The 25,012-nt window shown below is 71.8% G+C and carries 25 protein-coding genes and 1 tRNA gene; 13 read left to right on the forward strand and 13 right to left on the reverse strand.

Going from position 1 to position 25,012, the window contains the following annotated elements:
* Positions 1-14: 14 nt before the first annotated feature.
* From ACFKCF_RS37040 to ACFKCF_RS37055, 4 genes are read left to right on the forward strand one after another with little or no spacing between them, the layout of a single operon-like run.
* Positions 15-527 (forward strand): tripartite tricarboxylate transporter TctB family protein, encoded by a 513-nt coding sequence (locus tag ACFKCF_RS37040; protein ID WP_394499967.1) that lies wholly within the window; start codon positions 15-17, stop codon positions 525-527.
* 9 nt (positions 528-536) lie between these two features.
* Positions 537-2,057: a tripartite tricarboxylate transporter permease gene (locus ACFKCF_RS37045; protein ID WP_394499968.1), complete on the forward strand. Its 1,521-nt coding sequence runs from the start codon at positions 537-539 to the stop codon at positions 2,055-2,057.
* Positions 2,054-2,449 carry a universal stress protein gene (locus tag ACFKCF_RS37050; RefSeq protein ID WP_394499969.1) on the forward strand — a complete coding sequence of 132 codons (396 nt, stop codon included), beginning with the start codon at positions 2,054-2,056 and terminating at the stop codon, positions 2,447-2,449. Before ACFKCF_RS37045 ends, ACFKCF_RS37050 begins: the two co-directional genes overlap by 4 nt.
* On the forward strand, positions 2,446-3,720 hold the full coding sequence (locus tag ACFKCF_RS37055) for a glucarate dehydratase family protein (protein ID WP_394499970.1): 1,275 nt from the start codon (positions 2,446-2,448) through the stop codon (positions 3,718-3,720). The genes ACFKCF_RS37050 and ACFKCF_RS37055 overlap by 4 nt, the downstream gene beginning before the upstream one ends.
* Before the next feature lie 358 nt (positions 3,721-4,078).
* On the opposite strand, the gene ACFKCF_RS37060 is transcribed toward ACFKCF_RS37055, so the two are convergent.
* From ACFKCF_RS37060 to ACFKCF_RS37070, 3 genes are read right to left on the reverse strand one after another with little or no spacing between them, the layout of a single operon-like run.
* Complete coding sequence (locus ACFKCF_RS37060) at positions 4,079-4,795, reverse strand: FadR/GntR family transcriptional regulator (protein ID WP_394499971.1); 717 nt, start codon at positions 4,793-4,795, stop codon at positions 4,079-4,081.
* Positions 4,796-4,805: 10 nt separating this feature from the next.
* On the reverse strand, positions 4,806-6,131 hold the full coding sequence (locus tag ACFKCF_RS37065) for a mandelate racemase/muconate lactonizing enzyme family protein (protein WP_394499972.1): 1,326 nt from the start codon (positions 6,129-6,131) through the stop codon (positions 4,806-4,808).
* Positions 6,132-6,136: 5 nt separating this feature from the next.
* Entirely contained in the window at positions 6,137-7,264 is a 1,128-nt protein-coding gene (locus ACFKCF_RS37070) for a mandelate racemase/muconate lactonizing enzyme family protein (RefSeq protein ID WP_394499973.1), read from the reverse strand.
* 129 nt (positions 7,265-7,393) lie between these two features.
* Between ACFKCF_RS37070 and ACFKCF_RS37075 the strand changes: the two genes are divergently transcribed.
* The 5 genes from ACFKCF_RS37075 to ACFKCF_RS37095 all read left to right on the forward strand — a co-directional run bounded on the left by ACFKCF_RS37075 (position 7,394) and on the right by ACFKCF_RS37095 (position 11,637).
* Positions 7,394-8,245 (forward strand): DUF72 domain-containing protein, encoded by an 852-nt coding sequence (locus tag ACFKCF_RS37075; RefSeq protein WP_394499974.1) that lies wholly within the window; start codon positions 7,394-7,396, stop codon positions 8,243-8,245.
* Positions 8,246-8,478: 233 nt separating this feature from the next.
* Positions 8,479-8,868: a hypothetical protein gene (locus tag ACFKCF_RS37080; RefSeq protein ID WP_394499975.1), complete on the forward strand. Its 390-nt coding sequence runs from the start codon at positions 8,479-8,481 to the stop codon at positions 8,866-8,868.
* Positions 8,865-9,776 (forward strand): hypothetical protein, encoded by a 912-nt coding sequence (locus tag ACFKCF_RS37085; protein WP_394499977.1) that lies wholly within the window; start codon positions 8,865-8,867, stop codon positions 9,774-9,776. The genes ACFKCF_RS37080 and ACFKCF_RS37085 overlap by 4 nt, the downstream gene beginning before the upstream one ends.
* A 151-nt stretch (positions 9,777-9,927) precedes the next feature.
* Positions 9,928-11,115, forward strand: a complete 1,188-nt coding sequence (locus ACFKCF_RS37090; protein ID WP_394499978.1) for a MarP family serine protease — start codon at positions 9,928-9,930, stop codon at positions 11,113-11,115.
* A 171-nt stretch (positions 11,116-11,286) separates the two neighbouring features.
* Positions 11,287-11,637: a hypothetical protein gene (locus ACFKCF_RS37095; RefSeq protein WP_394499979.1), complete on the forward strand. Its 351-nt coding sequence runs from the start codon at positions 11,287-11,289 to the stop codon at positions 11,635-11,637.
* A gap of 4 nt (positions 11,638-11,641) precedes the next feature.
* On the opposite strand, the gene ACFKCF_RS37100 is transcribed toward ACFKCF_RS37095, so the two are convergent.
* The 3 genes from ACFKCF_RS37100 to ACFKCF_RS37110 all read right to left on the reverse strand — a co-directional run bounded on the left by ACFKCF_RS37100 (position 11,642) and on the right by ACFKCF_RS37110 (position 14,285).
* Positions 11,642-11,715, reverse strand: a tRNA-Pro gene (locus tag ACFKCF_RS37100).
* A gap of 465 nt (positions 11,716-12,180) precedes the next feature.
* Positions 12,181-12,987, reverse strand: a complete 807-nt coding sequence (locus ACFKCF_RS37105; protein WP_192792411.1) for a serine/threonine-protein kinase — start codon at positions 12,985-12,987, stop codon at positions 12,181-12,183.
* A gap of 56 nt (positions 12,988-13,043) precedes the next feature.
* Positions 13,044-14,285, reverse strand: a complete 1,242-nt coding sequence (locus tag ACFKCF_RS37110; protein ID WP_394499980.1) for an MFS transporter — start codon at positions 14,283-14,285, stop codon at positions 13,044-13,046.
* A gap of 67 nt (positions 14,286-14,352) precedes the next feature.
* Here ACFKCF_RS37110 and ACFKCF_RS37115 point away from each other — a divergent pair, with 67 nt between their 5' ends.
* A complete protein-coding gene (locus ACFKCF_RS37115; protein ID WP_394499981.1) occupies positions 14,353-14,961 on the forward strand; it encodes an ArsR/SmtB family transcription factor in 609 nt (202 codons plus the stop codon).
* A 58-nt stretch (positions 14,962-15,019) separates the two neighbouring features.
* Positions 15,020-15,253: a hypothetical protein gene (locus ACFKCF_RS37120; protein WP_394499982.1), complete on the forward strand. Its 234-nt coding sequence runs from the start codon at positions 15,020-15,022 to the stop codon at positions 15,251-15,253.
* A gap of 4 nt (positions 15,254-15,257) precedes the next feature.
* On the opposite strand, the gene ACFKCF_RS37125 is transcribed toward ACFKCF_RS37120, so the two are convergent.
* The 4 genes from ACFKCF_RS37125 to ACFKCF_RS37140 all read right to left on the reverse strand — a co-directional run bounded on the left by ACFKCF_RS37125 (position 15,258) and on the right by ACFKCF_RS37140 (position 19,505).
* Entirely contained in the window at positions 15,258-15,881 is a 624-nt protein-coding gene (locus ACFKCF_RS37125) for a DJ-1/PfpI family protein (RefSeq protein ID WP_394499983.1), read from the reverse strand.
* Between the two features lie 3 nt (positions 15,882-15,884).
* Entirely contained in the window at positions 15,885-16,847 is a 963-nt protein-coding gene (locus tag ACFKCF_RS37130; RefSeq protein WP_394499984.1) for a GlxA family transcriptional regulator, read from the reverse strand.
* A gap of 115 nt (positions 16,848-16,962) precedes the next feature.
* Positions 16,963-18,588 (reverse strand): L-glutamate gamma-semialdehyde dehydrogenase, encoded by a 1,626-nt coding sequence (pruA, locus tag ACFKCF_RS37135; RefSeq protein ID WP_394499985.1) that lies wholly within the window; start codon positions 18,586-18,588, stop codon positions 16,963-16,965.
* Complete coding sequence (locus tag ACFKCF_RS37140; protein WP_394499986.1) at positions 18,588-19,505, reverse strand: proline dehydrogenase family protein; 918 nt, start codon at positions 19,503-19,505, stop codon at positions 18,588-18,590. Before ACFKCF_RS37140 ends, pruA begins: the two co-directional genes overlap by 1 nt.
* A gap of 75 nt (positions 19,506-19,580) precedes the next feature.
* On the opposite strand from ACFKCF_RS37140, the gene ACFKCF_RS37145 reads away from it, so the two are divergent.
* Complete coding sequence (locus ACFKCF_RS37145) at positions 19,581-20,633, forward strand: PucR family transcriptional regulator (RefSeq protein WP_394499987.1); 1,053 nt, start codon at positions 19,581-19,583, stop codon at positions 20,631-20,633.
* A 56-nt stretch (positions 20,634-20,689) separates the two neighbouring features.
* Here ACFKCF_RS37145 and ACFKCF_RS37150 read toward each other — a convergent pair whose 3' ends face one another.
* Positions 20,690-21,793, reverse strand: coding sequence for a glycosyltransferase (locus ACFKCF_RS37150; protein ID WP_394499988.1), 1,104 nt, complete (start codon positions 21,791-21,793; stop codon positions 20,690-20,692).
* 126 nt (positions 21,794-21,919) lie between these two features.
* Complete coding sequence (locus ACFKCF_RS37155) at positions 21,920-23,746, reverse strand: SpoIIE family protein phosphatase (protein ID WP_394500052.1); 1,827 nt, start codon at positions 23,744-23,746, stop codon at positions 21,920-21,922.
* A 79-nt stretch (positions 23,747-23,825) separates the two neighbouring features.
* Here ACFKCF_RS37155 and ACFKCF_RS37160 point away from each other — a divergent pair, with 79 nt between their 5' ends.
* Positions 23,826-24,527, forward strand: a complete 702-nt coding sequence (locus tag ACFKCF_RS37160; protein ID WP_394499989.1) for an ANTAR domain-containing protein — start codon at positions 23,826-23,828, stop codon at positions 24,525-24,527.
* A 52-nt stretch (positions 24,528-24,579) separates the two neighbouring features.
* Here ACFKCF_RS37160 and ACFKCF_RS37165 read toward each other — a convergent pair whose 3' ends face one another.
* Entirely contained in the window at positions 24,580-24,936 is a 357-nt protein-coding gene (locus tag ACFKCF_RS37165; protein WP_394500053.1) for an STAS domain-containing protein, read from the reverse strand.
* Positions 24,937-25,012 lie beyond the last annotated feature (76 nt).

Here is a 25,012-nt window from a genome sequence, read left to right on the forward strand (position 1 = left end):
GAGCGAGCATGTCCATGTCTGACCCTCTTGAGGCTGGCCCTCTCGAGTCCGGCCCTCTTGAGGAGGTCGCCGACGACACCCGGCCACCGCACGCCGGCCCTCTCTCGCAGATCTCGGCGGCCCTGGTGGCGCTGGCGGTCGGAGTCGCCGGGGCGATCGGCTCCCTCGCGCTCGGGCTCGGCCGCCTGACCCAGCCGGGCCCCGGCCTGTGGCCGTTCGCCATCAGCGTCGTCATCGTGGTGCTGTCGGCGGTGCTCGTGTTCACCGGCCGCAGGCTCGAGGACACCGAGCGCTTCTCCAAGGCGAGCCTGCTCACCGCTGCCGGCCTGGTGACGCTCATCCTGCTGGCCTGGCTGCTGCCGCTGATCGGCTTCGAGATCCCCTCCCTGCTGCTGGTGTTCGTCTGGCTGCGCTGGCTGGGCAAAGAGTCGTGGCGCACCTCCATCGTGGTCAGCGTGTTGACGGTGGCGGCGTTCTACCTGCTCTTCGTCGTGCTGCTCCAGGTCCCGCTCCCGCGCCTCATCTGAGAAGACCCCATGGACATCTCCCCCATCCTCAACGGCTTCGGCGTCGTCCTGGAGCCGGCCAACCTGCTCTACTGCCTCATCGGCGTGATCATCGGCATGCTCATCGGCGTGCTGCCCGGGCTCGGGCCCGGCGCGACGATCGCCATCCTGCTGCCGATCACGTACGGCATCGGGCCGGTCTCCGCGATCATCATGCTGGCCGGCATCTTCTACGGCGCCCAGTACGGCGGGACCATCACCTCGGTCCTGCTCCGCCTCCCCGGCGAGGCGTCCTCCGTCGTCACCGTCTTTGACGGGTTCGCCCTGGCCAGACAGGGCAAGGCGGGCACCGCACTGGGCATCGCCGCCATCGGCTCCTTCGTCGGCGGCACCGTCTCGATCGTCGGCCTGACGCTGCTGGCCCCGATCGTCGCCGGCTTCGCCCTCGACTTCGGGCCGCCCGAGTACGCGGCGCTGGGCGTGCTCGGCGTGCTGCTGATCTCCTCGGTCGGCAACGGCAACAAGCTCAAGGCGATCATCGCGGCCTGCGTCGGCCTGCTCATCGCGACCGTCGGCCGCGACACCTTCACCGGCGCCGAGCGGTTCACCTTCGACAGCCTGAACCTCGCCGAGGGCATCGACTTCATCCCGATCGCCATGGGCCTGTTCGGCCTCAGCGAGATCCTCTACAACCTCGAGGAGCGGCACAACCAGGTGCACGCGCCGGCCAAGGTCGGCAACGTGTGGCCGTCGCGCCAGGACCTCGGCCAGGCCAGGGGCGCGATCGGGCGCGGCTCGCTCATCGGGTTCGTGCTGGGCGTCCTGCCCGGCGGCGGCGCGGTGCTGTCCTCGCTGGCGGCGTACGCCTTCGAGAAGCGCCGCGCCAAGCAGCCCGAACGCTTCGGCAAGGGCGCCGTCGAGGGCGTGGCCGCCCCCGAGACCGCCAACAACGCCGCCGCCACGTCGTCGTTCATCCCGCTGCTGACGCTCGGCATCCCGGCGAACGCGACGATGGCGCTGATGTTCGGGGCGCTGCTCATCCAGGGCATCCAGCCGGGGCCGCAGCTCGTCACCGAGCACCCCGACGTCTTCTGGGGCGTCATCAACTCGATGTACATCGGCAACATCCTGCTGCTCATCATGAGCATCCCGATGGTCGGCGTCTTCGTGAAGATCCTGCGCGTGCGCCCCGCCATCCTGGCCCCGATCACGGTGCTCATCACGCTGCTCGGCGCGTACACCGTGAACAACAACGTCTACGACATCTTCCTGGTCATCGCCTTCGGCCTGCTGGGCTACCTGATGAAGAAGTTCGGGTTCGAGCCCGGGCCGCTGGTGCTCGCGTTCGTCCTCGGATCGATGATCGAGAACTCGTCGCGGCAGGCGCTGCTCATCTTCGGCGGCGACCCGACCGGCTTCTTCACCCGCCCGATCTCCGGCACGGTGCTCGCCCTGGTGGTCGTCGTCGCCTTCCTGCCGCTCATCCGCAAAGCCGTACGCCGCAAGACCGCCGCCGCGGACCGCGTTCCAGTTGAGGAGAAGACGCCATGACGATCCTCGTCGGTTACCTGCCCACCCCCGAGGGCGAGGCCGCGGTCGACGCGGGCCTGCGCGAGGGCGCGCTGCGCTCCGAGCGCGTGATCATCGTGAACTCCCCGCGCCGCGGCGCCCCCGTCGACGAGCACAAGATCGACGACGACGCCTCGGCCGCGCTGCTCGCCCGGGCGCGGGCCGCCGGCGTGGAGGCGGAGGTACGCCAGCCGCTCCACGACGACGACCTGCCGGAGACGTTCGAGGAGCTCGTCAAGGAGACGGGCGGCACGCTCATCGTCATCGGGCTGCGGCACCGGTCGCTGGTGGGCAAGTTCATCCTGGGCAGCGAGGCGCAGCGCATCCTCATGGAGGCCAGCGTGCCGGTGCTGACGGTGAAGGCACCCCGATGAGCTTTCAGGACGGCGGGCGGATCAGCCGCGTCTCGGTCACGCCGGTCGCCTTCCGCGACCCGCCCCTCCTCAACGTCGTCGGCGTCCACCAGCCGTTCGTGCTGCGCGCGATCGTCCAGGCGCACACCGACTCGGGGCTGGTGGGGCTGGGCGAGACGTACGCCGACCAGGCCCACCTCGACCGGCTCGACGCCGTGGCCGCCGCGCTGCCCGGCCTGGACGTCTTCGACGCCCACGGGCTGCGCCGCGTCGTCGAGGAGACGCTCGGCCGCTCCACCGGCGGCGCGGGCGCGAGCTTCGGCGGCATGCTCGAGGTCTCCAGCGCCGTGGACACCGTGGCGGCGCCGTTCGAGGTGGCGCTGCTCGACCTGCAGGGCAAGACGCTCGGCCGGCCGGTGAGCGACCTGCTCGGCGGCGCCGTACGCGACCGGGTGCCGTTCTCGGCGTACCTGTTCTACAAGTGGGCGGGCCACCCGGGCCAGGACGAGGACTCGTGGGGCGAGGGCGTCACGCCCGAGCAGATGGTCGCCCAGGCCCGGCGGATGGTCGACGAGTACGGCTTCACCGCCATCAAGCTCAAGGGCGGCGTCTTCGAGCCCGGCCACGAGGTCGAGACCGTCGAGGCGCTGGCCGCCGCCTTCCCGGACCACGCCCTGCGCATCGACCCCAACGGGGCCTGGACCGTGGACACCTCGATCAAGGTGGCGCACCGGCTGGCCGGGGTCCTGGAGTACCTCGAGGACCCCACGCCCGGCATCGACGGCATGGCGCAGGTCGCCAAGCACACCGACCTGCCCCTGGCCACGAACATGTGCGTCATCGCCTTCGAGCACCTCAAGCCCGCCGTCGCCGCCGACGCCGTGCAGGTCGTCCTCTCGGACCACCACCTGTGGGGCGGCCTGCGCCGCTCGGCCCTGCTGGGGGGCATCTGCGAGACGTTCGGGATGGGGCTGTCGATGCACTCCAACTCCCACCTCGGGGTGAGCCTGGCCGCGATGACCCACCTGGCCGCCGCGACCCCGAACCTCACCTACGCCTGCGACACCCACTACCCCTGGAAGACCGAGGAGGTCATCAGGGCGGGGGTGCTGGAGTTCCGCGACGGCAGCGTGGCCGTGCCCGCCGGGCCGGGGCTCGGCGTGGAACTGGACGAGGACGCCCTGGGGGCCCTGCACGAGCAGTACGTACGGTGCGGGCAGCGGGGGCGCGAGGACACGGCGTACATGCGCACGGTCGAACCCGGCTTCACCCCCAACACGGCCCGCTGGTAACCCGACACCCACCGACCCTGGAGACGGGGCCCGGCGGGCCTGCCTGCCCCCAGGCCCACGAGTCGGGACACCCGCACATCACGGCCCGCCCGCAACGGATCCCGAAAGCGGGCCCCAAGCCGGGCAGCCGCAATCACGTCACCGGCCCGCCCGCAACCGCCCACCACGGATCCCGAAAGCGGGCGGCGCAAGCCGGACAGCCGCAACCACATCACCGGCCCGCCGGCAACCGCCCACCATGGAGCCCGCGGGTCGGGACAGCCGCAGCCGCACCACTCGCAGGTCCCGCCCCTACCGAGCCTGCGACCGACCCGGGACACACGCGCCACCCACGGCCCGTCGCGCCCGCAGAGGCCCGCTACGGAGCCTGGAGGCGGGCGCGCGAGTTGGACAGGTGCAGCCGCATCGCGGCCCGCGCCGCCGCGGCGTCCCGGTCGGCGATGGCGCGGTAGATGTTCTCGTGCTCCAGCGTCACCCGCGTGAGGTGGGTGGCGTTGGACACCGAGTACGCGTGCTCCAACCGGGTCCGCGGCAGCATGATCACCATGGGCCCGAACGACGCCAGCAGGTCGGAGTAGAACCGGTTGCCCGAGGCCAGCGCGATCTTGAGATGGAACTGGAAGTCGGCCTCGACGGCGCTGCTGGGCTGCTCGCCCGAGCGCCCGAGGTCGACCAGGGCCCGCTCGATGGCCTTCAGCTGCAGGTCGGTGCGGCGCTCGGCGGCCAGCCCCGCCGACTCCGACTCGACGCCGATCCGGAAGTCGATCATGTCGAGGACATCGCGATGGGTGCGGATCTGAGAGGGCTCCACCGAGAAGGCCGTGGAGGCGGGCAACGCCAGCACGAACGAGCCGCGCCCCTGGAACGTCTCGACCAGCCCGGCCGCCTGGAGCCGCGAGATGGCCTCGCGGACCACCGTACGGCTCACGCCGAACTCCTCGACGAGCGAGGACTCGGTCGGCAGCTTCTGGCCGGGCTCGATCTCACCGGCGAGGATGCGCTCCTTGAGCCGTTCGACGAGCTCATGCGCGAGCCCGCGCCCGCTGTCGCGGTCGAGCCTCTGATCTGGCGGCACGGCTGACAACCTACCCGGCGTCCGCGCGGAACTCGACCCGACCGAGTCCCCCGCCCGCAACCGCACCGAACTCGACCTGATCAGAGCGCCGGACACCAACCGCACCCGACTCGACCCGACCGGACCGCCCGCCCGCGGCCGCACCGTACTCGACCTGCTCGGACCGCCCGCCCGCGGCCGCACCGTACTCGACCTGCTCGGACCGCCCGCCCGCGGCCGCACCGTACTCGACTTGGTCGAGCCGCCAGGCCGTCGCCGCGTCGGCGAGGGTGAGGCCGAGCCCGGGGCGGTCCGGGACGCGCATGCGCCCTCCCTCGATCTCCAGCCGCTCCTCGAACAGGGGCGACAGCCACTCGATGTGCTCCACCCAGGACTCGCGCGGGTAAGCCGCGGCCAGGTGGACGTGGATCTCCATCACGAAGTGCGGCGCGACCTGCAGGTGCGCGTGATCGGCCAGCGCGGCGACCTTGAGGTAGGGCGTGATGCCGCCCACCCGCGGCACGTCGGGCTGCAGGAAGCCGACGGCGCGGAGGTCGATGAGCCGCACGAGGTCGGGCACGCTGGAGAGCATCTCACCGGTGGCGATGGGCGTGTCGAGGGCCGCGGCCAGCTGCGCGTGCCCCTCGGCGTCGTAGGCGTCCAGCGGCTCCTCGATCCAGACCAGCCCGAGCTCCTCCACCGCCCGCCCGAACCGCAAAGCCGTCGGCCGGTCCCACTGCTGGTTGGCGTCCACCATCAGCGGCACGTCGTCACCGAGGTGCTCGCGCACCGCGGCCAGCCGCCGCAGGTCCTCCTTGGTGTCGGGCTGGCCCACCTTGATCTTGATCCCGCCGATGCCGTCCTTGAGCGACTGGGTGGCGCGGGCCTTGACCTCCTCGATCGGCGCGTGCAGGAAGCCGCCGGAGGTGTTGTACGTGCGGACCGAGTCGCGATAGGACCCCAGCAGCTTGGCCAGCGGCAACCCCGCCCGCTTCGCCTTCAGGTCCCACAGCGCGACGTCGACCGCGGCCAGCGCCTGCGTGGCGACACCGGACCGACCGACCGACGCCCCCGCCCACAGCAGCATGTCGTACAACCTGCCGATGTCGGACGGATCCCGGCCGAGGAGGAGCTGCCCCACCTCTTTCGCGTGGGCGAAGTGCGCGCGGCAGCCCGCCCGCGTCGTGTACGAGAACCCGAGCCCCGCCAGCCCGTCGTCCGTCGTGATCTCGCAGGTCAGCACGTCGATCTGGGACAGGGGCCGCTGGCGCCCCGTGGCGACCTTGGCGTCGCTCACCGGACGCGCCAGCGGCACGGCGTAATGGCCGAACCGCACCGACGCGACGCGGTCACCCATCGCTCTCAGGCCTTCCCGAACTCGACGCTGTCCACGGTCCACTCGCGGCACTGCTCGCTGAGCGTGAACCCGAGCCCCGGCCGGTCGGGGACGATCATGCGGCCGTCGCGGGTCTCGAGCCGCTCGTTGAACAGCGGGTTGAGCCATTCGAAGTGCTCGACCCAGGGCTCGCGCGGGTAGGCGGCGGCCAGGTGGAGGTGGATCTCCATGGCGAAGTGCGGCGCCAGCTGCAGCCCCGCGTGGTCGGCGAGGGTGGCCAGGCGCAGGAAGGGCGTGATGCCGCCGACGCGCGGGGCGTCCGGCTGGATGATGTCGGCGGCGCGGGCCTCGATGAGGCGGACGTGCTCGGCGACACTGGAGAGCATCTCGCCGGTGGCGATGGGCGTGTCGAGGGCCGCGGCCAGCTGCGCGTGCCCCTCGGCGTCGTAGGCGTCCAGCGGCTCCTCGATCCAGACCAGCCCGAGCTCCTCCACCGCCCGCCCGAACCGCAAAGCCGTCGGCCGGTCCCACTGCTGGTTGGCGTCCACCATCAGCGGCACGTCGTCACCGAGGTGCTCGCGCACCGCGGCCAGCCGCCGCAGGTCCTCCTTGGTGTCGGGCTGGCCCACCTTGATCTTGATCCCGCCGATGCCGTCCTTGAGCGACTGGGTGGCGCGGGCCTTGACCTCCTCGATCGGCGCGTGCAGGAAGCCGCCGGAGGTGTTGTACGTGCGGACCGAGTCGCGATAGGACCCCAGCAGCTTGGCCAGCGGCAACCCCGCCCGCTTCGCCTTCAGGTCCCACAGCGCGACGTCGACCGCGGCCAGCGCCTGCGTGGCGACACCGGACCGGCCGACGGAGGCGCCCGCCCACAGCAGGGTGTCGTACACCTTGCCGATGTCGGAGGGGTCCTGGCCGATCAGGTTGTCGCCGACCTCCTTGGCGTGGGCGTACTGCGCGGGCCCGCCCGCCCTCTTGGAGTAGCTGAACCCGGTGCCCTCGTGACCGTCCTCGGTCGTGATCTCGGCGAAGAGGAAGGCGATCTCGGTCATCGGCTTCTGCCGCCCGGTGAGCACCTTGGCGTCGCTGACGGGGACGTCGAGCGGGAGCGTGACGGAGGAGAGCGAGACGTGGCGGATGCGGTCGGCGGCCATGGGCGGTCCAAGAGGCTAGGCGGCGATGTTGTCAGTCATCATACGAAGCCATCATTCGTATGACAACCTGACCTCAGTCCGTCGCTGACCATGACAGCGTCTCCACGGATCTCCGATACCGTCGAGTGCATGCGGCTTCACGTGGGATGCGCGATGTGGACTCATGCGCGCTGGCAAGGCCGGTTCCTCCCCGGCCACCTCCCGCCCGGCGAGCGCCTGCGCTCGTACGCGACCTGGTGCGACGCGGTGGAAGGCAACACCACCTTCTACGCGACCCCCACGCGCGCCACGGTGGAGTCGTGGGCCGGGCAGACCGCCCCCGACTTCCGCATGGTCGTCAAGCTCCCCAAGCCCATCACCCACGAGCACCGCCTGACCGGCGCCGACGAGCACCTCCACGCCTTCCTGGACGCGATCGAGCCGCTGGGCCCGCGAGCCCACGCGCTCTGGATCCAGTTGCCCGGCTCCTTCTCACCGGCCGACCTCGGCACCCTCGCGAGGTTCCTGCACCGGCTCCCCCGCTCCCACAGGTACGCCGTCGAGGTCCGCCACCGCGCCTTCTTCGAGGACGAGCGGTCCGAACTGCTCCTGGAGCGCGTCCTCGCGACCGGGGACGCCGAGTGGGTCCCGTTCGACACCACGACGCTCTTCCAGAGCCCGCCGACCAGCGACGCCGAGCGCGACGCGTGGACAAAGAAGCCCCGCGTGCCCCGCCGCACGCGCGCCCTCACCGGCCACCCGATCGTCCGCTACCTGGGCCGCGACGCCGAGGCCCGCACCGCCGAGGGCTGGCGGCCGTGGCTGGACACGGTCACGGAATGGCTGCGGGAGGGCCGCTCCCCCACGTTCTTCGTCCACACGCCGGACAACGCCGACGCGCCGAAGCTGGCCCGCGACTTCCACGAGGCCGTACGCGCCCGCCTCCCCGGCCTGACCCCGCTCCCCGAACCCGAGCCCGCGGACCCGCTGACCCTTTTCTGACGGCTGGCGTGGCCGGCTCGGTGGGGACCCGCCGTCTTTCTCCTCGGTCGCCTTTTACGAAACGGTCGCCTTTCACGAAAATCGGCGCCGCGACGGCCTGTCGCCCGCCGACGTCCTTCGCGCCGCGCGACGATGGATGCGCTCGACGTCCAGCGGGAGCCTCAGCAGGAGAGCACCCGACCGGCCGGGTGGGCGGCTTGCCGCCACATCGGACGCTGACGGGAGGAGGGCCCATGGAGGACGCCGCCACGATCGAACTCGCCGACCGCCTGCTCGCCGAGCTGCCCGCGCTGCTCAACCCCGGAGAAGTGGCCGCCACGGCCGAAGAGCTGTCCGCCCTGATCGAACGGGGGCGCGACGGCGAGCCGGTGGACGAGGAGTTCCTCGGCTTCCTGCACCGCCACCCGTCCCTTCACGGGCGCGCCACCGAGCTGGCCGGCAGCGAACGCGACCTCGGCCTGCAGCCACCCCCGGGTCCCGGCCGCGCGCCCATGCCGCCCCGGTACGTCTGCCCGCGGGACGGCTACGAGTGGTTCCGCCTCGACCTGGCCGAACCCGTCCCCGCCTGCCCCAACGACGGCACGCCCCTGGTCCGCGACCACGAGGGCGGGACGAGCCCGTGAACCCGATCGGCCAGAGCCTGGGCACCAGCCTCGCCGAACAGCTCGCCCCGCGCGTGCTCACCCCGGCCTTCGCCTTCTGGGCCGGCGGCCTGCTCGCCCTGTGGACCTCCGGGTACGGCAGGATCTGGGCGACGGGCCTGGCCGCCCTCCCGACGGTGCTGCAAGTGCTCCTGCTCGCCGCGGTGCTCATGCTCGTCGCGGCCTCGGCGGTCCTCGCCGAGCACCTGACGCTGCCCGTAGTCCGCCTGCTCGAGGGCTACTGGCCCCAGCGCCTGGCGGCCCCGCTGCGCAAACGGACCGTACGCCGCCGCGAGCGCATCGAGCGGAGCCTGCGGGAGCTGACCGCCAAGGCGTTCCACGGCGAGGCCGGCCCCGAGGACGAGCGCCTGCGGAGGATCGCCGAACAGCGGCTCTTCGACCTCCCGGCGGAGCCCGCGTCCGCCCTGCCCACCCGCCTGGGCAACATCCTGCGCGCCGCCGAGGACCGCCCCCGCTCCCGGTACGGCCTCGACCCCGTCCTGTGCTGGCCCCACCTGTGGCTCTCGCTGGACAAGGAGCCTCAGGAGGAGCTCGCCCAGGCGCGCAAGGGCCTCGACGACGCCGCCCGGCTGTGGCTGTGGTGCCTGCTCTTCGCCGTCTGGACGCCCTGGAGCCGGTGGGCCCTGCTCGTCACACTCATCGGCTGCCCCGCCGTCTACTACGGCGCCATGCTCGCCAGGGCCCGCGCGTACGGGCTGCTCATGCAGTCCGTCTTCGACCTGTACCGGCGCCGCGTCTACCGCGGACTCGGCTGGCCGGCCCCCACGGACGCGGCCGGCGAGCCCGCGGCGGGCCAGGAGGTCACGACGTACCTGTGGCGCGGCATCGCCCCATCGGGCCTGCGCTTCGCCACGGACGACAAGGATTGACCTGCATCGAAGAGCTGCCGAATGAACCCCATCGGCATCTGCGCTGACCGCTCTCGACCCGTCTCCGCCGCACGAAGCTCGCGGCTCCCAGGCCCACCTCGACAGCCCCTCTCCCTAGCGGAGGAGGAAACCTTGTGGTTGTCTGTCCCCGGTGCAGGGTGATCTGCTCGACCTCGTCCTGATCGCACTCGTCATCGGCTTCGGCGTCACCGGCTACCGCCAGGGCCTCATCACCGGCGTGATGCGCTTCGTCGGCTTCATCGGCGGGTGCGTCTTCGGCATCTTCCTCGCCCCGCCGGTCGCCCAGCTGGTGAACGGTGCCGTGGCGCAGGCCCTGGTGGCCCTGGTCGTCGTGCTCGTGATGGCGGCCCTGGGCCAGCTGGCCACCAACGCCCTGGCCTCGGTCGTACGCGCCCATGTGACCTGGGAGCGCGCGAAGGCGATCGACGCGGCGGGCGGCACCGTGGTCAGCGCCCTGTCCGTGCTGGTGATCGCCTGGCTGGCCGGCAGCCTCCTGGTCTCCAGCTCCTTCGCCCCGGTGGTCGAGCAGATCCGCGGCTCCGCCGTGCTGACCACCATCGACGCTGTCATGCCCGAGTCAGCCCGCTCGTGGCAGAAGCCGTTCAAGCAGTTCATCGACCATTCGGACTTTCCACCCGTACTCGACGCCATCGGCGGCGCCCCGCGCGTCGACGTCCCCGCCCCGAGCGCCGCCGTACTGCGCAGCCCCGGCCTGGCCCAGGCCATGACCGGAATCGTGCGCGTCGTGGGCGTCGCGCAGTCCTGCAACAAGCAGATCCAGGGCACCGGCTTCGTGTACGCCCCCGAGCATGTCATGACCAACGCCCACGTGGTGGCGGGCGTCAACGCGAACCTCGAGATCACCGACCACACCGGCCAGTCGCACGCGGCGACGGTCGTCCTCTACAACCCGCGCCGTGACGTGGCCGTGTTGCACGCCCCCGGCCTCAACCTGCCCCACCTGACCTTCGCCTCCGACGTCCGCAAAGGCGACGACGCGATCATCGCCGGCTACCCCCAGGACCGCGGCTTCACCGCCCGTCCCGCCCGCATAGCCGAACTCCAGGCCGCCACCAGCCCCGACATCTACCGCCGCACCGAGGTGACCAGGGACGTCTACTACATCCGCGGCCCGATCGAACAGGGCAACTCCGGCGGCCCCCTCCTCACCCCCGCCGGCCAGGTCTCGGGCGTCATCTTCGCCGCGGTCTCCAGCCAGGTCGAGACGGGGTACGTCCTGACCGCCGGCGAGGTCGCCGAAGACGCCCGCACCGCAGCCACCTCTACCCGCCCGGTGAGCACCCAAGTCTGCGACTGACGCACGCCCGATTCGCCGGGACCTCCACCCCTGCGTGATCACGCAGCCTTGCCTCGGACGGTCCCAGGCGTGGACAGGGGCACCCTCCGCGCGGACCCGCAGCCCCGCTGTCGGACCTGCCGCCTATGATCTGCGCAGCACGACCAGAGCGGGGCATGAAGGCAGGGGGCGATGGTGGACGGCTCGTCGGGGGTGGACGGCGGCTACCGGGCGCATCGGGCGGCGTTCGTGGCGTTCGCCGAGCGGTCGCGGAAGGGCGACCACCGGGCGGCCTTGGCCGCTGCGCACGCCGCCCACGACCAGGTGCTCGCCGCCGGGCATCCGGACCTGCGCGGCATGGCGCTCAACTGCGTCGGCCTGGCCCGGTTCGAGCTTGGCGAGTTCGCCGCCGCGGCGGAGTCGCGAACACCCCGCCGTGATGCCGGCGGCTCCCGGCTTGTCCGGCAGGAGGCTCGACCAGCGCTCCGTTCGGCTCCCGCAGATCGGAAAGGGGCGCCAGACGATCTCTGGCACCCCTTCTGACCGGTCGGGACGACAGGATTTGAACCTGCGACCCCTTGACCCCCAGTCAAGTGCGCTACCAAGCTGCGCTACGTCCCGGTCGCCCCTGCTGGGGCGGAACGTCACAACCTTAGCGCACATCCGAGGTGCGGGATCATGGACGGCCACGCTGTAACGCCCCGCTCGCGCAGTGATGAACACCGTGACGGCGTCGCGCGCGAGGAGGACCCGGCGGAATGTCCTGGCGGAGCTCGCCGGCCGAGATCATCGTCACCGCGTTCCTGCCGGGATCGCTCTGCGGGTGCGGAGACGGGGAGGTGGACCCGCCGGCGTCGGCAGCGCCGGTCGCGTCGAAGGCCGGCACTCCGGGCGCGCCGGTGAAGAAGGGCGAGCGCACCCCCGGACAATGCTGCTCCTGCTCGTCCGCGACGACCGTTACCACCCCGTGCCGCCGGTGAGCGAGAAGGACTGGCGGGACGCGGGGGCCGTGCGTACGTCCTCCCGCAGAACGACCACATCCGCATGGAGCTGCTGCCGGGCAGGCAACCCGCCAGGGGAATGTGATCAGATGGCGGCCTGGTAGGCGCTGGCGCGCATGCCTGCCAGCAGTCCAGCCGTCTGCTCCGGCGTGTAGCGGCGTACCGGATCGTGGTGGAGCAGGCCCTCGATGAGCGGCCGCATCACCCCGGCCCGCCGGGGCGGCGGGTACGGGCCGCTGCGGGCCATGCCGAGCACCGTGGCCGCGTCCTGGCCCGGGTAGGGCGGCTGGCCCTCGACGGCGCTGTAGAGGGTGGCGCCGAAGGACCACATGTCGGCCTCCTTGCTGGCCGGCCCCCCGTGCAGCCGCTCGGGCGCCATGAACGCCGGAGTGCCCCGCAGCCGCCGCGACCTGGTCATCCGGATGTCGCCCTCGGCGGTCGCTATGCCGAAGTCGGTCAGCACCACCCGGTCACCGGTCAGCATCACGTTGGCGGGCTTCACGTCGCGATGCAGCACTCCGGCCTGGTGGGCGGTGCGCAGCGCGGCGAGCAGATGCTGCCCGATCGCGGCGACCGACTGGGCCGGTAAGGTGCCCACCTGGGAGAGCAGCTGGTGCAACGAGAGCCCGTCCAGGTATTCCATCACGATCCAGAGCTTGCCGCCCTCTTCGATCAGGTCGTGGACCGTGACGATGTTAGGGTGCGTCAGGCCGGCAGCCATCCTGGCCTCACGCAGCACCCGGCGGCGCACCATCTCGGCCTCACCGGCCAAGGTCAGCTCCTTCAGTGCCACCGTACGGTGGAGGAGCTGATCGAACGCACGCCAGACGACTCCCATACCCCCACGACCGGCCTCCTCGTTCAGGAGGTACCGTCCGCCGATCTCCCGCATACCATCCCCTCTTGCTCGGGGATAATCATGTCACTTCAGCACAGGCCGTAGGGTGCCTAACGTGATCCTGATATGTCGGAAAGTGCAGGTGCGCTGGTCAACGGCCTAGAAATTCGATCAGACAACGCGCGCCACACCAGTCCGACACCCCCCAAACATACTCCAGTGGCGCCCACGAGGACGGCACCAAGCCCCGCAAACTCGGCCACAACGCCTCCCAGAGCCGCGCCGAGCGGCATCCCACCCATCCCGACGAGGCGGTATGCCGAGTTGACCCTCCCGAGCAATTCGGCCGGGATCAGCCGCTGCCGGGCCGAGATCACCAGGACGTTGCCCGCCGCGCCCGCCACGCCCCACAGCACGGCCGTCGGGTAGAGCGTCCACGGGGAGGGCACGATCACCGGCACGATGAGCAGGAGGCTGGTCATCAGCCAGCACCCCACGAGCGCGCGCAACTCCCCGAAGCGCCCCGCGGCCCACCCCGCCAGCAGGGACCCCGGCAGCGCCCCGACGGCGAACGCGGTCGTCATCAGGCCGTACTCGCCCGGTTCCAGCCCGATCCGCGACCCGTCGCCGACCGCCCACAGCACGAAGACGGCGAAGTAGGCGGCGTTGGCGAGATTCAGCAGCCCGGCCGTGACGGCCAGGCTCCGCAGCACCCGATGGGACCACAGGTACCGCAGCGCCTCGCCGATGTCCCGCCGCAGCGGCCGCCCCTGCGCGCGGGGGACGTCCATGCGGTACGTGCCGCGCATGCCCAGCAACAGCAGGCCAGCGGCGCCGTACAGGAGGGCCGGGGCGCCGAAGACGACGGCGGGGAGGGCCACGACGAGCAGGCCCGCCAGCGGGGCCCCGACGAAGTCGTTGCCGATCATCTGGGCGGTGGAGACGCGGCCGTTCGCCCTGGTCAGGTGGTCCTGAGGCACGGTCATGGGCAGGATCGACTGCGCCGAGGTGTCGGCGAAGACCTCGGCCATCCCCGCCAGGAGCACGGCCGCCAGCAGCACCCACAGGTCGAGCAGGCCGAGCAGGGCCGCCAGCCCGGCGAGGGTGAGCACCGCGGCCCTGGCGACGTTGGCCACGACCATGATGCGGCGGCGGTCGAGCCGGTCGGCGATGGCCCCGGCGTGCAGGGCGAGGAGCAGCCACGGCGCCGTCGCGGCCGCCCCCGCCAGCGACACCAGCGTGGGCGAGCGGGTCATCGACACGGCCAGCAGCGGCGCCCCGACCTTCAGCAGGCCGTCGGCCAGGTTCGACAGCGCGGTGGAGGACAGCAGGAATCCGAACGAACGCCCCACGGCTCACTCCGATAGTGTGTAAGAGAAAGTGTGCATAGTTTTCTTTGCAAAGATAGGCTTGCATAGGATGCAGAGCAAGAGCTACTCCGCCCGAACGCTCGACGCGAACGCCCTGAAGTCCTTCGCCCACCCGCTGCGGCTGCGGATCTACGAGCTGCTGGATGAGCACGGCCCCTCGACGGCCACCAAGCTCGCCGCCCTGCTCGGGCAGAACACCGGCGCCACGAGCTACCACCTGAGGGAGCTGGCCGGGCACGGCATGATCGAGGTCGTGCCGGGGATGGGGCGCGGCAAGGAGAAGTACTGGCGCATCACGCCCGGCGGCTTCTCCTACGGGGAGGCGGGTTCCGACCCCGAGACGGCCGGCGCGATGGAGTTCCTGCTGGACGACCTGGTGCGCCAGCGCGGCGCGGAGCTGGCCCGGTGGCGCGAGGAGGAGGGGCGGGCGCCCGAGGAGTGGGTGCGCGCGAGCGGCTACGGGCGGCGCTCGCTGCGGCTCACGCCCGAGGAGACCGTGGCGCTGCGGGATGAGGTGTTCGAGGTGCTGGAGCGCTATCGCGCGCTGTCGGACCGCAGGGAGGCCGGGTCGCCGGACTCCCGCGATCCCTCGACGGGGCGCGTGGTCGTCCACTTCGACGTGCTGCCGGTGGGCGCCGGTCAGGAGAGCACGCCTTAGGGCCGCCCGCGGCCGGAAGGCCGGGGCGGCCGTCATGCGGAGTAGTACACTGACCGCCGTGGCGCTCTACGCTCGCATCGAGAAGGTCAGTGAGGACGCCGTATGGGCCCGCTATCAGTACTCCGAGACCGACGGGGTCGTCATCGGCCACGTGATCCTCGACAAGGCCGCCGAGACGTTGTGGACGGAGGACGGCGAGGAGACCTACCTCTCCCGAGCCGTGGTCCGGAAGATCGCGGTCCACTGGGCGACCCATGGCGTGGCGCCCGAGGGACTCATGGTGCAGTCGTAGCGGCTCAGCCGATGAGCTTGAGGGCCAGCTCCGTCAGGCCCTCCGGCGCCGTCCTGGGCGATCCGGCGTCGAACGGCGGATGCGGGTCGTACTCGATCACGAGCTGCACCGACTGCGCGGTCGTCTCGTCGGTGGCCTGGGCCAGCAGCGTCAGCGCCATGTCGATCCCCGCCGAGACCCCCGCCGCCGTCACGACCCGGCCCTGGGTGACGACGCGCTCGCTCACCGGCTCGGCCCCGTACTGCGCCAGCATGTCGAGCGCGGCCCAGTGGCTGGTCGCCTTCAGCCCCTCCAGCAGCCCCGCGGCCGCCAGGACGAACGACCCGCTGCACACCGAGGTCGTCCACCGGCTGTGCTCGTGGGCCTGCCGGAGCCAGCCCAGCAGCGCCTCGTCGGACATGACGTCGAACGTCCCCGGGCCGCCCGGGACCACGATCACGTCGGGGCGGGGCAGGTCCTCGTAGGAGGCCGTCGCGGTGAGGGTGAGCGTGCCCTGGTCGTCGGTGACCGGCCCGGGCTCGGCCGCGACGAACGTGACCGTCCAGCCGGGTGCGAAGGCCAGCACCGTGTACGGCCCGACCGCGTCGAGCGCGGTGAAACGCGGATAGAGCAGGATCGCCACATGCATCGCTTACTTCTCCTTCGATCGGAACCTGCGACGGTGGTCGCCGGGTGAGATCCGCCAGTGGCGGCGGAAGACGCGGTAGAGGGTCTCCGGCGTGCCCAGCCCCGATTCCCTGGCCACGCGGTCCAGCGGATGGGCGGTGACCTCCAGGAGGCGCCTGGCGGCCTCGGCGCGGCTACGTTCGACGTAGCGGCCGGGCGACAGGCCGGTCTGCTCGGTGAAGACGCGGGAGAAGTGGCGCTCGCTCATCCCCACCCGGCCGGCGAGGGCGGGCACGCTCAGGTCGGCGGCGGGGTTCGCGTCGATGTAGGCCTGCAGCTCCCTCAGCGGCTCGCTGCGCGGCGTCATGGCCCGCATCGGGGTGCTGAACTGGCTCTGCCCGCCGGGCCGGTGCAGGTACACCACGAGGCCGCGGGCGACGTCGCGGGCGAGCGCGTGGCCGTGGTCCCTGGCCACCAGCGCGAGCGCGAGGTCCACGCCGGACAGCACGCCGGCCGAGGTCCAGACGTTGCCGTCCTCGATGTAGAGCGGGTCGGGGTCCACCTCGACGCACTCGTAGCGGGCGTCCAGCTCGCCGGCGGAGAGCCAGTGCGTGGTGGCCCGCCGGTGGTCCAGCAGCCCGGCCTCGGCCAGCAGGAACGCCCCGTTGCACACGGACGCCACCCGCCGCGCGCCCCCGGCCAGCCGGGTGACGGCCTCGACGAGCTCCCGGTCGCCCAGCTGCTCGGGGAGCGACATCCCGCCCACGACCATCAGCGTGTCGACGGGCCCGGTGACCTCGCCGAGCGCGCCGGCCGTGACGGCGATCCCGTTGCCGGAGGGCACGGGCCCGGCCCGCACGGCCGCCACCTCGACCAGGTAGCCGTCCTCGGGCGCCAGCAGTGCCGCCGTGGCGAACACGTCGGCGGGACCGGCCAGGTCGAGCAACTGGAAGCCGGGGAAGACGACGATCAGAACCCGTCGCTGCATGTCTTCATGCTGGTGGCGGACCTGTCAAGGCGTCAACGACACGAATATTGCACATTACGCCATGAGCCCCCCGGGGCAGGACCGGGGGGCTCATGGGCCGGGCTGGGCTGAAAAATCAGCCCATGTGCGGATAACGGTGGTCGGTCGGCGGCACGAACGTCTCCTTGATCGTGCGGGCGTTCACCCAGCGGATCAGGTTGAAGATCGAGCCCGCCTTGTCGTTGGTGCCCGAGGCGCGGGCGCCGCCGAACGGCTGCTGGCCCACGACCGCGCCCGTCGGCTTGTCGTTGACGTAGAAGTTGCCCGCCGCGAAGCGCAGCCGGTCGGACGCCGACGCGATGGCGTACCGGTCCTGGGCGATGATCGAGCCGGTCAGCGCGTACGGGGCGATGCCCTCCATCTGGTCGAGCACCGCGTCGAAGTCGCGGTCCTCGTAGACGTGCACGCCCAGGATGGGCCCGAAGTACTCCTTGACGAAGATCTCGTCAGTGGGGTCGGCCGACTCCAGGATGGTCGGCTTGACGAAGTAGCCGACGCTGTCGTCGTACGAGCCGGTGAGGACGTCGATGTTCGCGGCCGCCCGCGCCCGGTCGATGGCCTCCTTGTGCTTGGCGAAGGCCCGGGCGTCGATGACCCCGCCCATGAACGTCGACAGGTCGCCCGAGACGTCGCCCACGGTCAGCGACTCGGCCGTGGCCACGAAGTCGTCGCGCATCCGGTTCCAGACCGAGCGCGGCACGTACGCCCGCGAGGCCGCCGAGCACTTCTGCCCCTGGTACTCGAAGGCGCCCCTGACCAGCGCCGTCGAGAGCACGGCCGGGTCGGCGGACGGGTGGGCCAGCACGAAGTCCTTGCCGCCGGTCTCGCCGACGAGGCGCGGGTAGCCGTGGTAGGAGGCGATGTTCTGGCCGACGGTGCTCCACAGGTGCTGGAACGTCGCCGTGGAGCCGGTGAAGTGGATCCCGGCCAGGGCCGGGTGCGCGAGCGCCACCTCGGAGACGGCCTGGCCGTTGCCGGTGACCATGTTGATCACACCGGGAGGCAGCCCCGCCGCCTCCAGCAGCCGCATCGTGAAGTGCGCGGCGAACTGCTGGGTGGGCGACGGCTTCCAGACGACGACATTCCCCATCAAAGCCGCAGAAGTCGGCAGATTTCCGGCGATGGCGGTGAAGTTGAACGGCGTGATCGCCAGCACGAAGCCTTCGAGCGGCCGGTACTCCATCCGGTTCCACACGCCGGGCGACGAGATCGGCTGGTCGGCGTAGAGCTGGCGCGCGTAGGCCACGTTGAAGCGCAGGAAGTCGATCAGCTCGCAGGCCGAGTCGATCTCCGCCTGCTGCGCCGACTTCGACTGGCCCAGCACGGTCGCCGCGTTGAGCGTGGCCCGCCACGGCCCGGCCAGCAGGTCGGCGGCCTTCAGGAAGATCGCCGCCCGCTCGTCGAACGACAGGGCCCGCCACGCGGGCGCCGCCCGCAGCGCCGCGTCGACGGCGTCCCGCACGTCCCGGGCCGTAGCGTCGTTGGTACGGCCCAGGACGGCAGCGTGGTTGTGCGGTTGCACCACGTCGATGGGGGCGCCCGCGCCGAGGCGCTGCTCGCCGTCGATGGTCATGGTCAGGTCGATCGACGACCCGGCCAGCTCCTTGATGCGGTCCTCCAGCGCCGACCGCTCGGCGCTGCCCGGCGCGTAGCCGTAGACGCGCTCGTTGGCCGGAACGGGAACGTTGCTGATGGCATCCATTACTTACCCCCAAGGGCGCGAAGGAAGAAGGCGACGTTGGCGGGGCGCTCCGCGAGGCGGCGCATGAAGTAGCCGTACCAGTCGTCGCCGTAGGGGACGTAGACGCGGACCGTGTGGCCGGCCCCGGCCAGGGACTCCTGCAGGTCGGTCCGGATTCCGTAGAGCATCTGGAACTCGTGGTCGCCGATCGTCCGCCCGAACCGGTCGGCGAGCACCTCCGTGATCGCGATCATGCGATCGTCGTGCGTCGCCACCATGGGGTACCCCTTCCCCGCCATGAGGATCCGCAGGCATCGCACGTACGCCTTGTCCACGGGGCCGCGGCCCTGGTGCGCGACGGAGGCGGGCTCGCGGTAGGCGCCCTTGACCAGGCGCACCCGGGAGCCCTCGCCGGCCAGGTCGCGGCAGTCGTCCTCGCTGCGGAACAGGTACGCCTGGATCGCCACCCCGGTCGACGGATAGTCCTCGCGCAGCTTGCGCAGGATGGTCAGCGTCGAGTCGACGGTGGTGTGATCCTCCATGTCGAGCGTGACGGTCGAGCCGTTGCGCGCCGCCGCGGCGCAGATCTCGCGGGCGTGCTCCAGCGCCATCGCGTCGTCGAGCCGCTGGCCCACGGCCGACAGCTTCACCGACACCTCGCCCCGGGTGCCGAGGTCGAGCGGCCGGACGGCGTCGAGCAGCGTGAGGTAGGCGTTCGCGGTGGACTCGGCGGCCCGCGCGTCGCGCGTCTCCTCGCCGAGGTGGTCGACGGTGACGGCGAGTTTCATGTCACGCAGGCGCTCGATGGCGTCGCGGGCCTCCTGGACGCTCTCGCCCGCGACGAACCGATCGACCACCTTCCTGGTGAGCGGAAAGCCCGACACGGCACGACGTACGACGCCGCTCCCGGATGCGGCGAGGAGCACTTGACCCAGCATGCTTCAAGTCTAAAAACGCAGCTCAGCGGGGGCCATCGACGTGCGTAACGGCCGATGTGGCAGGCTGTCATACAAATGCACAACACGGCAGACCTGCAAGAGATCGTCGACGAGATCGCCGCCCGGCTGGGGGCGTCCGCGACGCTGGAGGACCGCTCGTTCCGGCTGCTGGCGTACGGGGCGCAGCACGGCGACATCGACACGGTCCGCCAGGAGTCGATCCTGCGCCGGCGCGCCACCGGAGAGGTGCGCGACTACTTCGAGCGCTACGGCATCGCCAAGGCCCCCGGCCCGGTCCGGATCCCCGCCGACGCCGAGCTCGGGGTCCTGGCCAGGGTGTGCTGGCCGCTGCGCCACGGCGACGTCGCCTACGGCTATCTCTGGCTGCTCGACTCCGGCTCGCTCACGGCGCTCGAATCCGTCGCGCCGCTGGTGGCCAGGGCCGCCGCCGCCCTCGCCCAGGAGGCCAGGAGCCGGCAGGACCTCGGCCGCGGCCTGCTCGCCCTCTTCTCGGCCGACCCGTCCGAGCGGGCGGGCGCGGCCATCGAGGTGCCGGGCCCCGTCACGGCGATCGCCGTGCGCGAGTCGGCCGAGCGCCTCGCCGCCCTCTGGACGCTGCCGCGCGGCGTCCTGGCCCGCCCCGGCTCACCCGTCGCGCTGCTCGCCCCCGCCCACCTCGCGGGCGAGGTGGCGCAGACCCTGCAGAGCGCGTACGGCACCGCCGCCGGCATCGGCGCGCCCCGGGCGGACCCGGCCGACGCCTGGCTGAGCTGGCGCGAGGCCCGCCACGCCCTGCGCGTCGCCGAGCACTTCCCCCGGTACGCGCCCATCGCCCGCTGGGAGGACCTGGGCGTGCACCGCCTGCTGGCCAGGCTCGGCCAGGCGGACCTGCGCGAGCTGGCGGCCGAGACCGCGGTCCTGGACGGCGAGCTGGCCGAGACCGTGGAGGCCTACCTCGACCACGGCGGCCACGCCCAGAAGACGGCCGCCGAGCTCGGCATCCACCGCCAGACGCTCTACTACCGGCTGGGCAAGGCCGAGCGCCTCACCCACCGGGATCTTTCGGACGGCGACGACCGCCTGGCGGTGCACCTGGGCCTCAAGGCCGCCCGGCTCTGCGGGTCCTGACCACCTGAACATGGTGCCGGCAGGCGGCTTCTGCCGCCTGCCGGGGTTTCGGTGGTTCAGGCGCAGGCCGCCTCGTACACCCGTACCAATTCCTGGCTGACCCGCTCCCAGGAGTAGCGCGAGCGCGCCCGGTCGGCGCCGGCGTAACCCAGCGCGGTCCGCAGGGTCGGGTCCCACAGCAGCTCGCGGGCCAGCCGTGCGGTGCGCGCCGGCCGGTCCGGGGGCACCAGCAGCCCGGTGACGCCGTCGATGACGGAGTCCAGGTGGGCGCCGACGGCCGAGGCGATCACCGGCACGCCGCAGGCCATCGCCTCCAGCGCGACGATGCCCGTCACGGCCTCGCGCGGCACCGACACCACGGCGTCCGCGCTGCGCATGAGCTTCGGCACGGCGGACCGCTTGACCTGTCCCAGCAGCGTCACCTGGTGGGCGACCTCCAGCTGCTCGGCCAGCGCGCGCAGCCGGCAGGCGTCCTTGTCGGTGGCGAGGTCCTCGGGCTCGGGGCCGCCCGCGATGACCAGCTCGACGTCGCCGAGCCCCGGCAGCGCCCGCACGATGGTGTCCGCGCCGCGATCCACCGTCAGCGGCCCGACGTGCAGGAGCCGCTTGCGCGTGCCCTTCGTGGCCACCGCGCCGCGGCGCTGGAAGCGCTCGGTGTCGACGCCGTACGGGACGACGGCGATGTGGTTGCGCGGCACGCCCAGCCGGATCAGCGCCGACTCCTCGTCACCGGAGCCCGCGATGACCGCGTTGGCCCGGCGGCCGAGGGCCAGCTCCAGGTCCTTGTGCGAGGCGTCGACCGTGTGGAACGTCTGCGTGACCGGGACCCCCAGCCCGTTGGCGCCCGCCACCGCGACCAGACCGCCGGTCCAGGAATGCGCGTGGATCACGTCGGGCCGGTCCTGGCTCCACCGCCGCATCAGCTGCTCGCCGACGTCGTTGAGGTACGGCACGACGCCGTCGGCCGTCAGCTCCTCGGCGGGGCCCACGTCGATCTGCTCCAACGTGACCCCCGGGGCCACCCGCGTCTTGGGCTTGCCCTCAATGCTGTCACGACGGGAGTAGACGGTGACGTGGTGTTCGCGGCCGAGCTCGCGGGCGACGGAAAGGATGCGGTCACGCCGGTTGCTCTCGGTGGAAGCGACAATCGCGATATTCATGGCACACCTCAGCGAAGAAAGACTGAAAGGTGCGCCTGCGTCTTAGGCACATGTCTACGCTTTCGACCATACCCAACTTTGACTCGCCCGCAAACCCCCAAAAATTAGACATCCTGACTTCGCAGGTCAGACGCCCCTGAGCGCGAGGATCACGATCTCGTCCCACACCTGGCCGCCCGAGAACGCGTGCCGGTCCGCCTCCAGCGCCTTGACCACGGTGGACGGCGACTGCCCCGCGCACCGGCCGAGCACGTCGGCCAGCCGCTCCTCGCCGTACGGCTCCCCCAGCTCGTTCCTGGAGGAGATCAGCCCCTCCGAATACAGCACCAGCGTCTCGCCCACGGCCACCGTCAGCCGCTCCACGCTGGTCTCCGCCTCGGGAGCCAGGCCCAGCGGCACGCCGCCGCCCGCGGCGAAGCGCACGCCGCCGTCGGCCTGCAGCAGCGCGGCGGGATGGTGCCCGGCCGAGGACAGCGTGATCTCGCGCCCCTTCACGAAGCCCGCCGCGGCCATCACGAACATGCCGGCGCCCTGCGCGACCAGGGCCTCGTTGACCTTGCGCATCACCAGGTCGGGGTCGGACTCCCAGACGCCGAGCACCCGCAGGCCGCCGCGTACCATCGCGCTGACCGACGCGGCCTCCTCGCCCTTGCCGACGGCACCGCCCAGCGCGAACCCCCAGCCGCAGGACACCGGGAACACGTCGTAGAACTCCGCGCCCACCGACGCCCCGGGGTGGTAGACGGCCGCCGCCTCGTAGCCGGGCACGTCGGGCAGCTTGCGGGGCGCGACACTCGCCGACAGCGCGTCCGCCGCCCGCGAACGGTCCTGGAAGCTGGTCTGGGCCCGTACCGCCAGCCCGAGCTGCAGCCCCACCTCCTGCATGACGGCCAGGTCGGCCAGCGCGAACGGGCGCCGGTCGTGCGCGCGCACCAGCGTGAGCACGCCGTCGCCGGAGCCGATCGGCACGCACAGCATCGAGCCCGCGCCCATCGCCGTCAGCAGCGGCCCGTCCGCGCAGAACCCGAGCAGGCTGTCGTCGTCCAGCATCTCCTGCACCACGCCGGAGCCGCGCTCCAGCACCTGCATCACGACCTGGCTGCCCACCGGATCCGCGGATTCCACCTGGCGGACCAGGTCGCCCAGCGGCTGGTTCTTCGGCGCCACCACGACCGAGCGGCGCGGCAGCCCGCCGCGCACCATGTCCGCGATCACCCAGTCGGCCCACTCGGCCGCCAGCAGCCGCGTCGCCCTCGGCAGCGCGACCGGGCGCAGCAGCGTCTCCTCCTCCAGCAGCAGATTGGCCATCTTGACCAGCAGGTCCTGCCGCTTGGCCGCCGCCACCAGCAGCGCCCCGTCGGACTGCTCGGGCCGGCGCGCGCCCGGCTCGGGCAGCTGCACCTCGGTCGGCAGCGCCACCGCCGCCACCATCTGCTGCGGCTCGCCCGGCATGGTCAGCCTGGTCAGCGCCAGCTGGACGGTGTGCGTGCGCCCCTGGTGCGCCAGCCGCGTCTCGAACGCCGACGGCTGCCCCGTCTGCAGCACCGCCGTCAGATGCGACCGGAACGCCGCCCGCCGCGACACGTCCACCAGCAGCGGGAACGACCGGCCCACCAGATAGCCGTCGGGGCTGCCGAGCACCCGCGAGGTCTCGGGGTTGATCCGCCTGACCACGCCACCGCTGTCCAGCACGATGACCGGCACCGGAAAGGCCCGGAACACCTGACGCAGCAGCTTCAGCTCCCGCTGCGCGCCGTCCTTCTTGCCGCCCGCCCGCTTGGGCGCCTTCTGCAATGCCTCGCGGGCCTCGGCCAGCAGCTCGGCGGCGGTGTCGAGCTCGGCCAGGGCGGCGTCGAGCGTGGGCGCGAGATCAGCGGGATAGGCGGTCCTCGCCTCGCGAAGCGAGGACACCCGTCCGGCCAACGCGTCCAGCGCTTGTTCGAGGTCCGGCATGGTCACCCTCTGACGCTACGTCACAGGGGATACGGGGGGCCATATCGGGTAGGGGCTTCTTGCTATGAAATCAACTGCGATGATCACCCCCGGTCTCGCCCGCGACCTCGCCGCACTGGGCCGGCTGGGCGAGGACACCTCCACGGAACGCGTGCTGCGCGACCTCACCACGGCGCTGGCCGCCGGCGTACCGGGCTGCTCGGGAGCCTCGGCCGAGCACTGGCGCGACCACCGGGTGCTGGTGTCCGGCTCCCACAGCGAGCTCATCATGCTCGTCGAGGGCGAACGCGCGCTCGGCGAGGGCCCGTCCGTGGAGGCCCGGCAGAGCGGCGGCCGCGCCGGCGTGACCGATGTGCTCAACGAGCCCCGCTGGCCCCGCTACGACGCGCTGGCCAGCCGCTGGGGCGTGCGATCCGTGCTGGTCGTCCCCATCGACGTGGCGCCCGCCCTGCTGCTGGTCGGCCTCTATTCGGTACGGCCGGGGGCGTTCTCCCCGCAGGCCGCCCACTCGCTGGCCGACATGCTGACCGAGCAGGTCGGGGTGGCGATGGCCAACATGTGGGAGTTCGAGGAGGTGCGTACAGACGCCGCGCAGCTCCAGGAGGCCCTCGCCGGACGGGCGGTGATCGACCAGGCCAAGGGCATCATCATGCAGACCAGCGGATGCACCGCCGAGGCCGCGTTCGAGGAGCTGCGCAAGATCTCCCAGCACCACCAGGTCAAGGTGGCCGACCTGGCCAGGCTCCTGGTCGACGAGCACCAGCGCAAGTCGAAACGCTGACCTACGCCCCTCTTGCCTCCGTCCCTCGTGCTACGCCCCTCTGCCTCCGCCCTCAGCCGATGGCCGCCAGCGCGTCGTCGAGCGTGTCGTAGAGGGGCAGCCGCTGCGCCAGCCCGGTGATCCACATCACCTTGGACTTGGAGTATTCGACCCCGATGAGCGCGAACCTGGCGCCCGACGCCAGGCTCGTCTGCCAGTGGTGGACGATGAGCCCGAGCGCGCGAGAGTCCATGAACGTGACCCCGGCGAGGTCAAGTATCAGGTCCGACCCCGCCAGGGACAGGTAGTCGGCGAACTGCTCGCGGGTCGTGGCATCGAGGACGCCGTCGACCTTGATCACGGTGATCTCGTCCACCGTCGACGACGTCAGGCTCAGGGCCGCCATGGACCCCTCACCGTTATCCGGCATTGTCACGGAGCAACCCTACTGTCACCACGGGAGGGAGGAATACTTCCCGCGAAACGGGGGACACTTGAGGCGGAGT

It is taken from the genome of Nonomuraea sp. JJY05 (assembly GCF_043496855.1).
In the GTDB taxonomy this organism is placed as follows: domain Bacteria; phylum Actinomycetota; class Actinomycetes; order Streptosporangiales; family Streptosporangiaceae; genus Nonomuraea.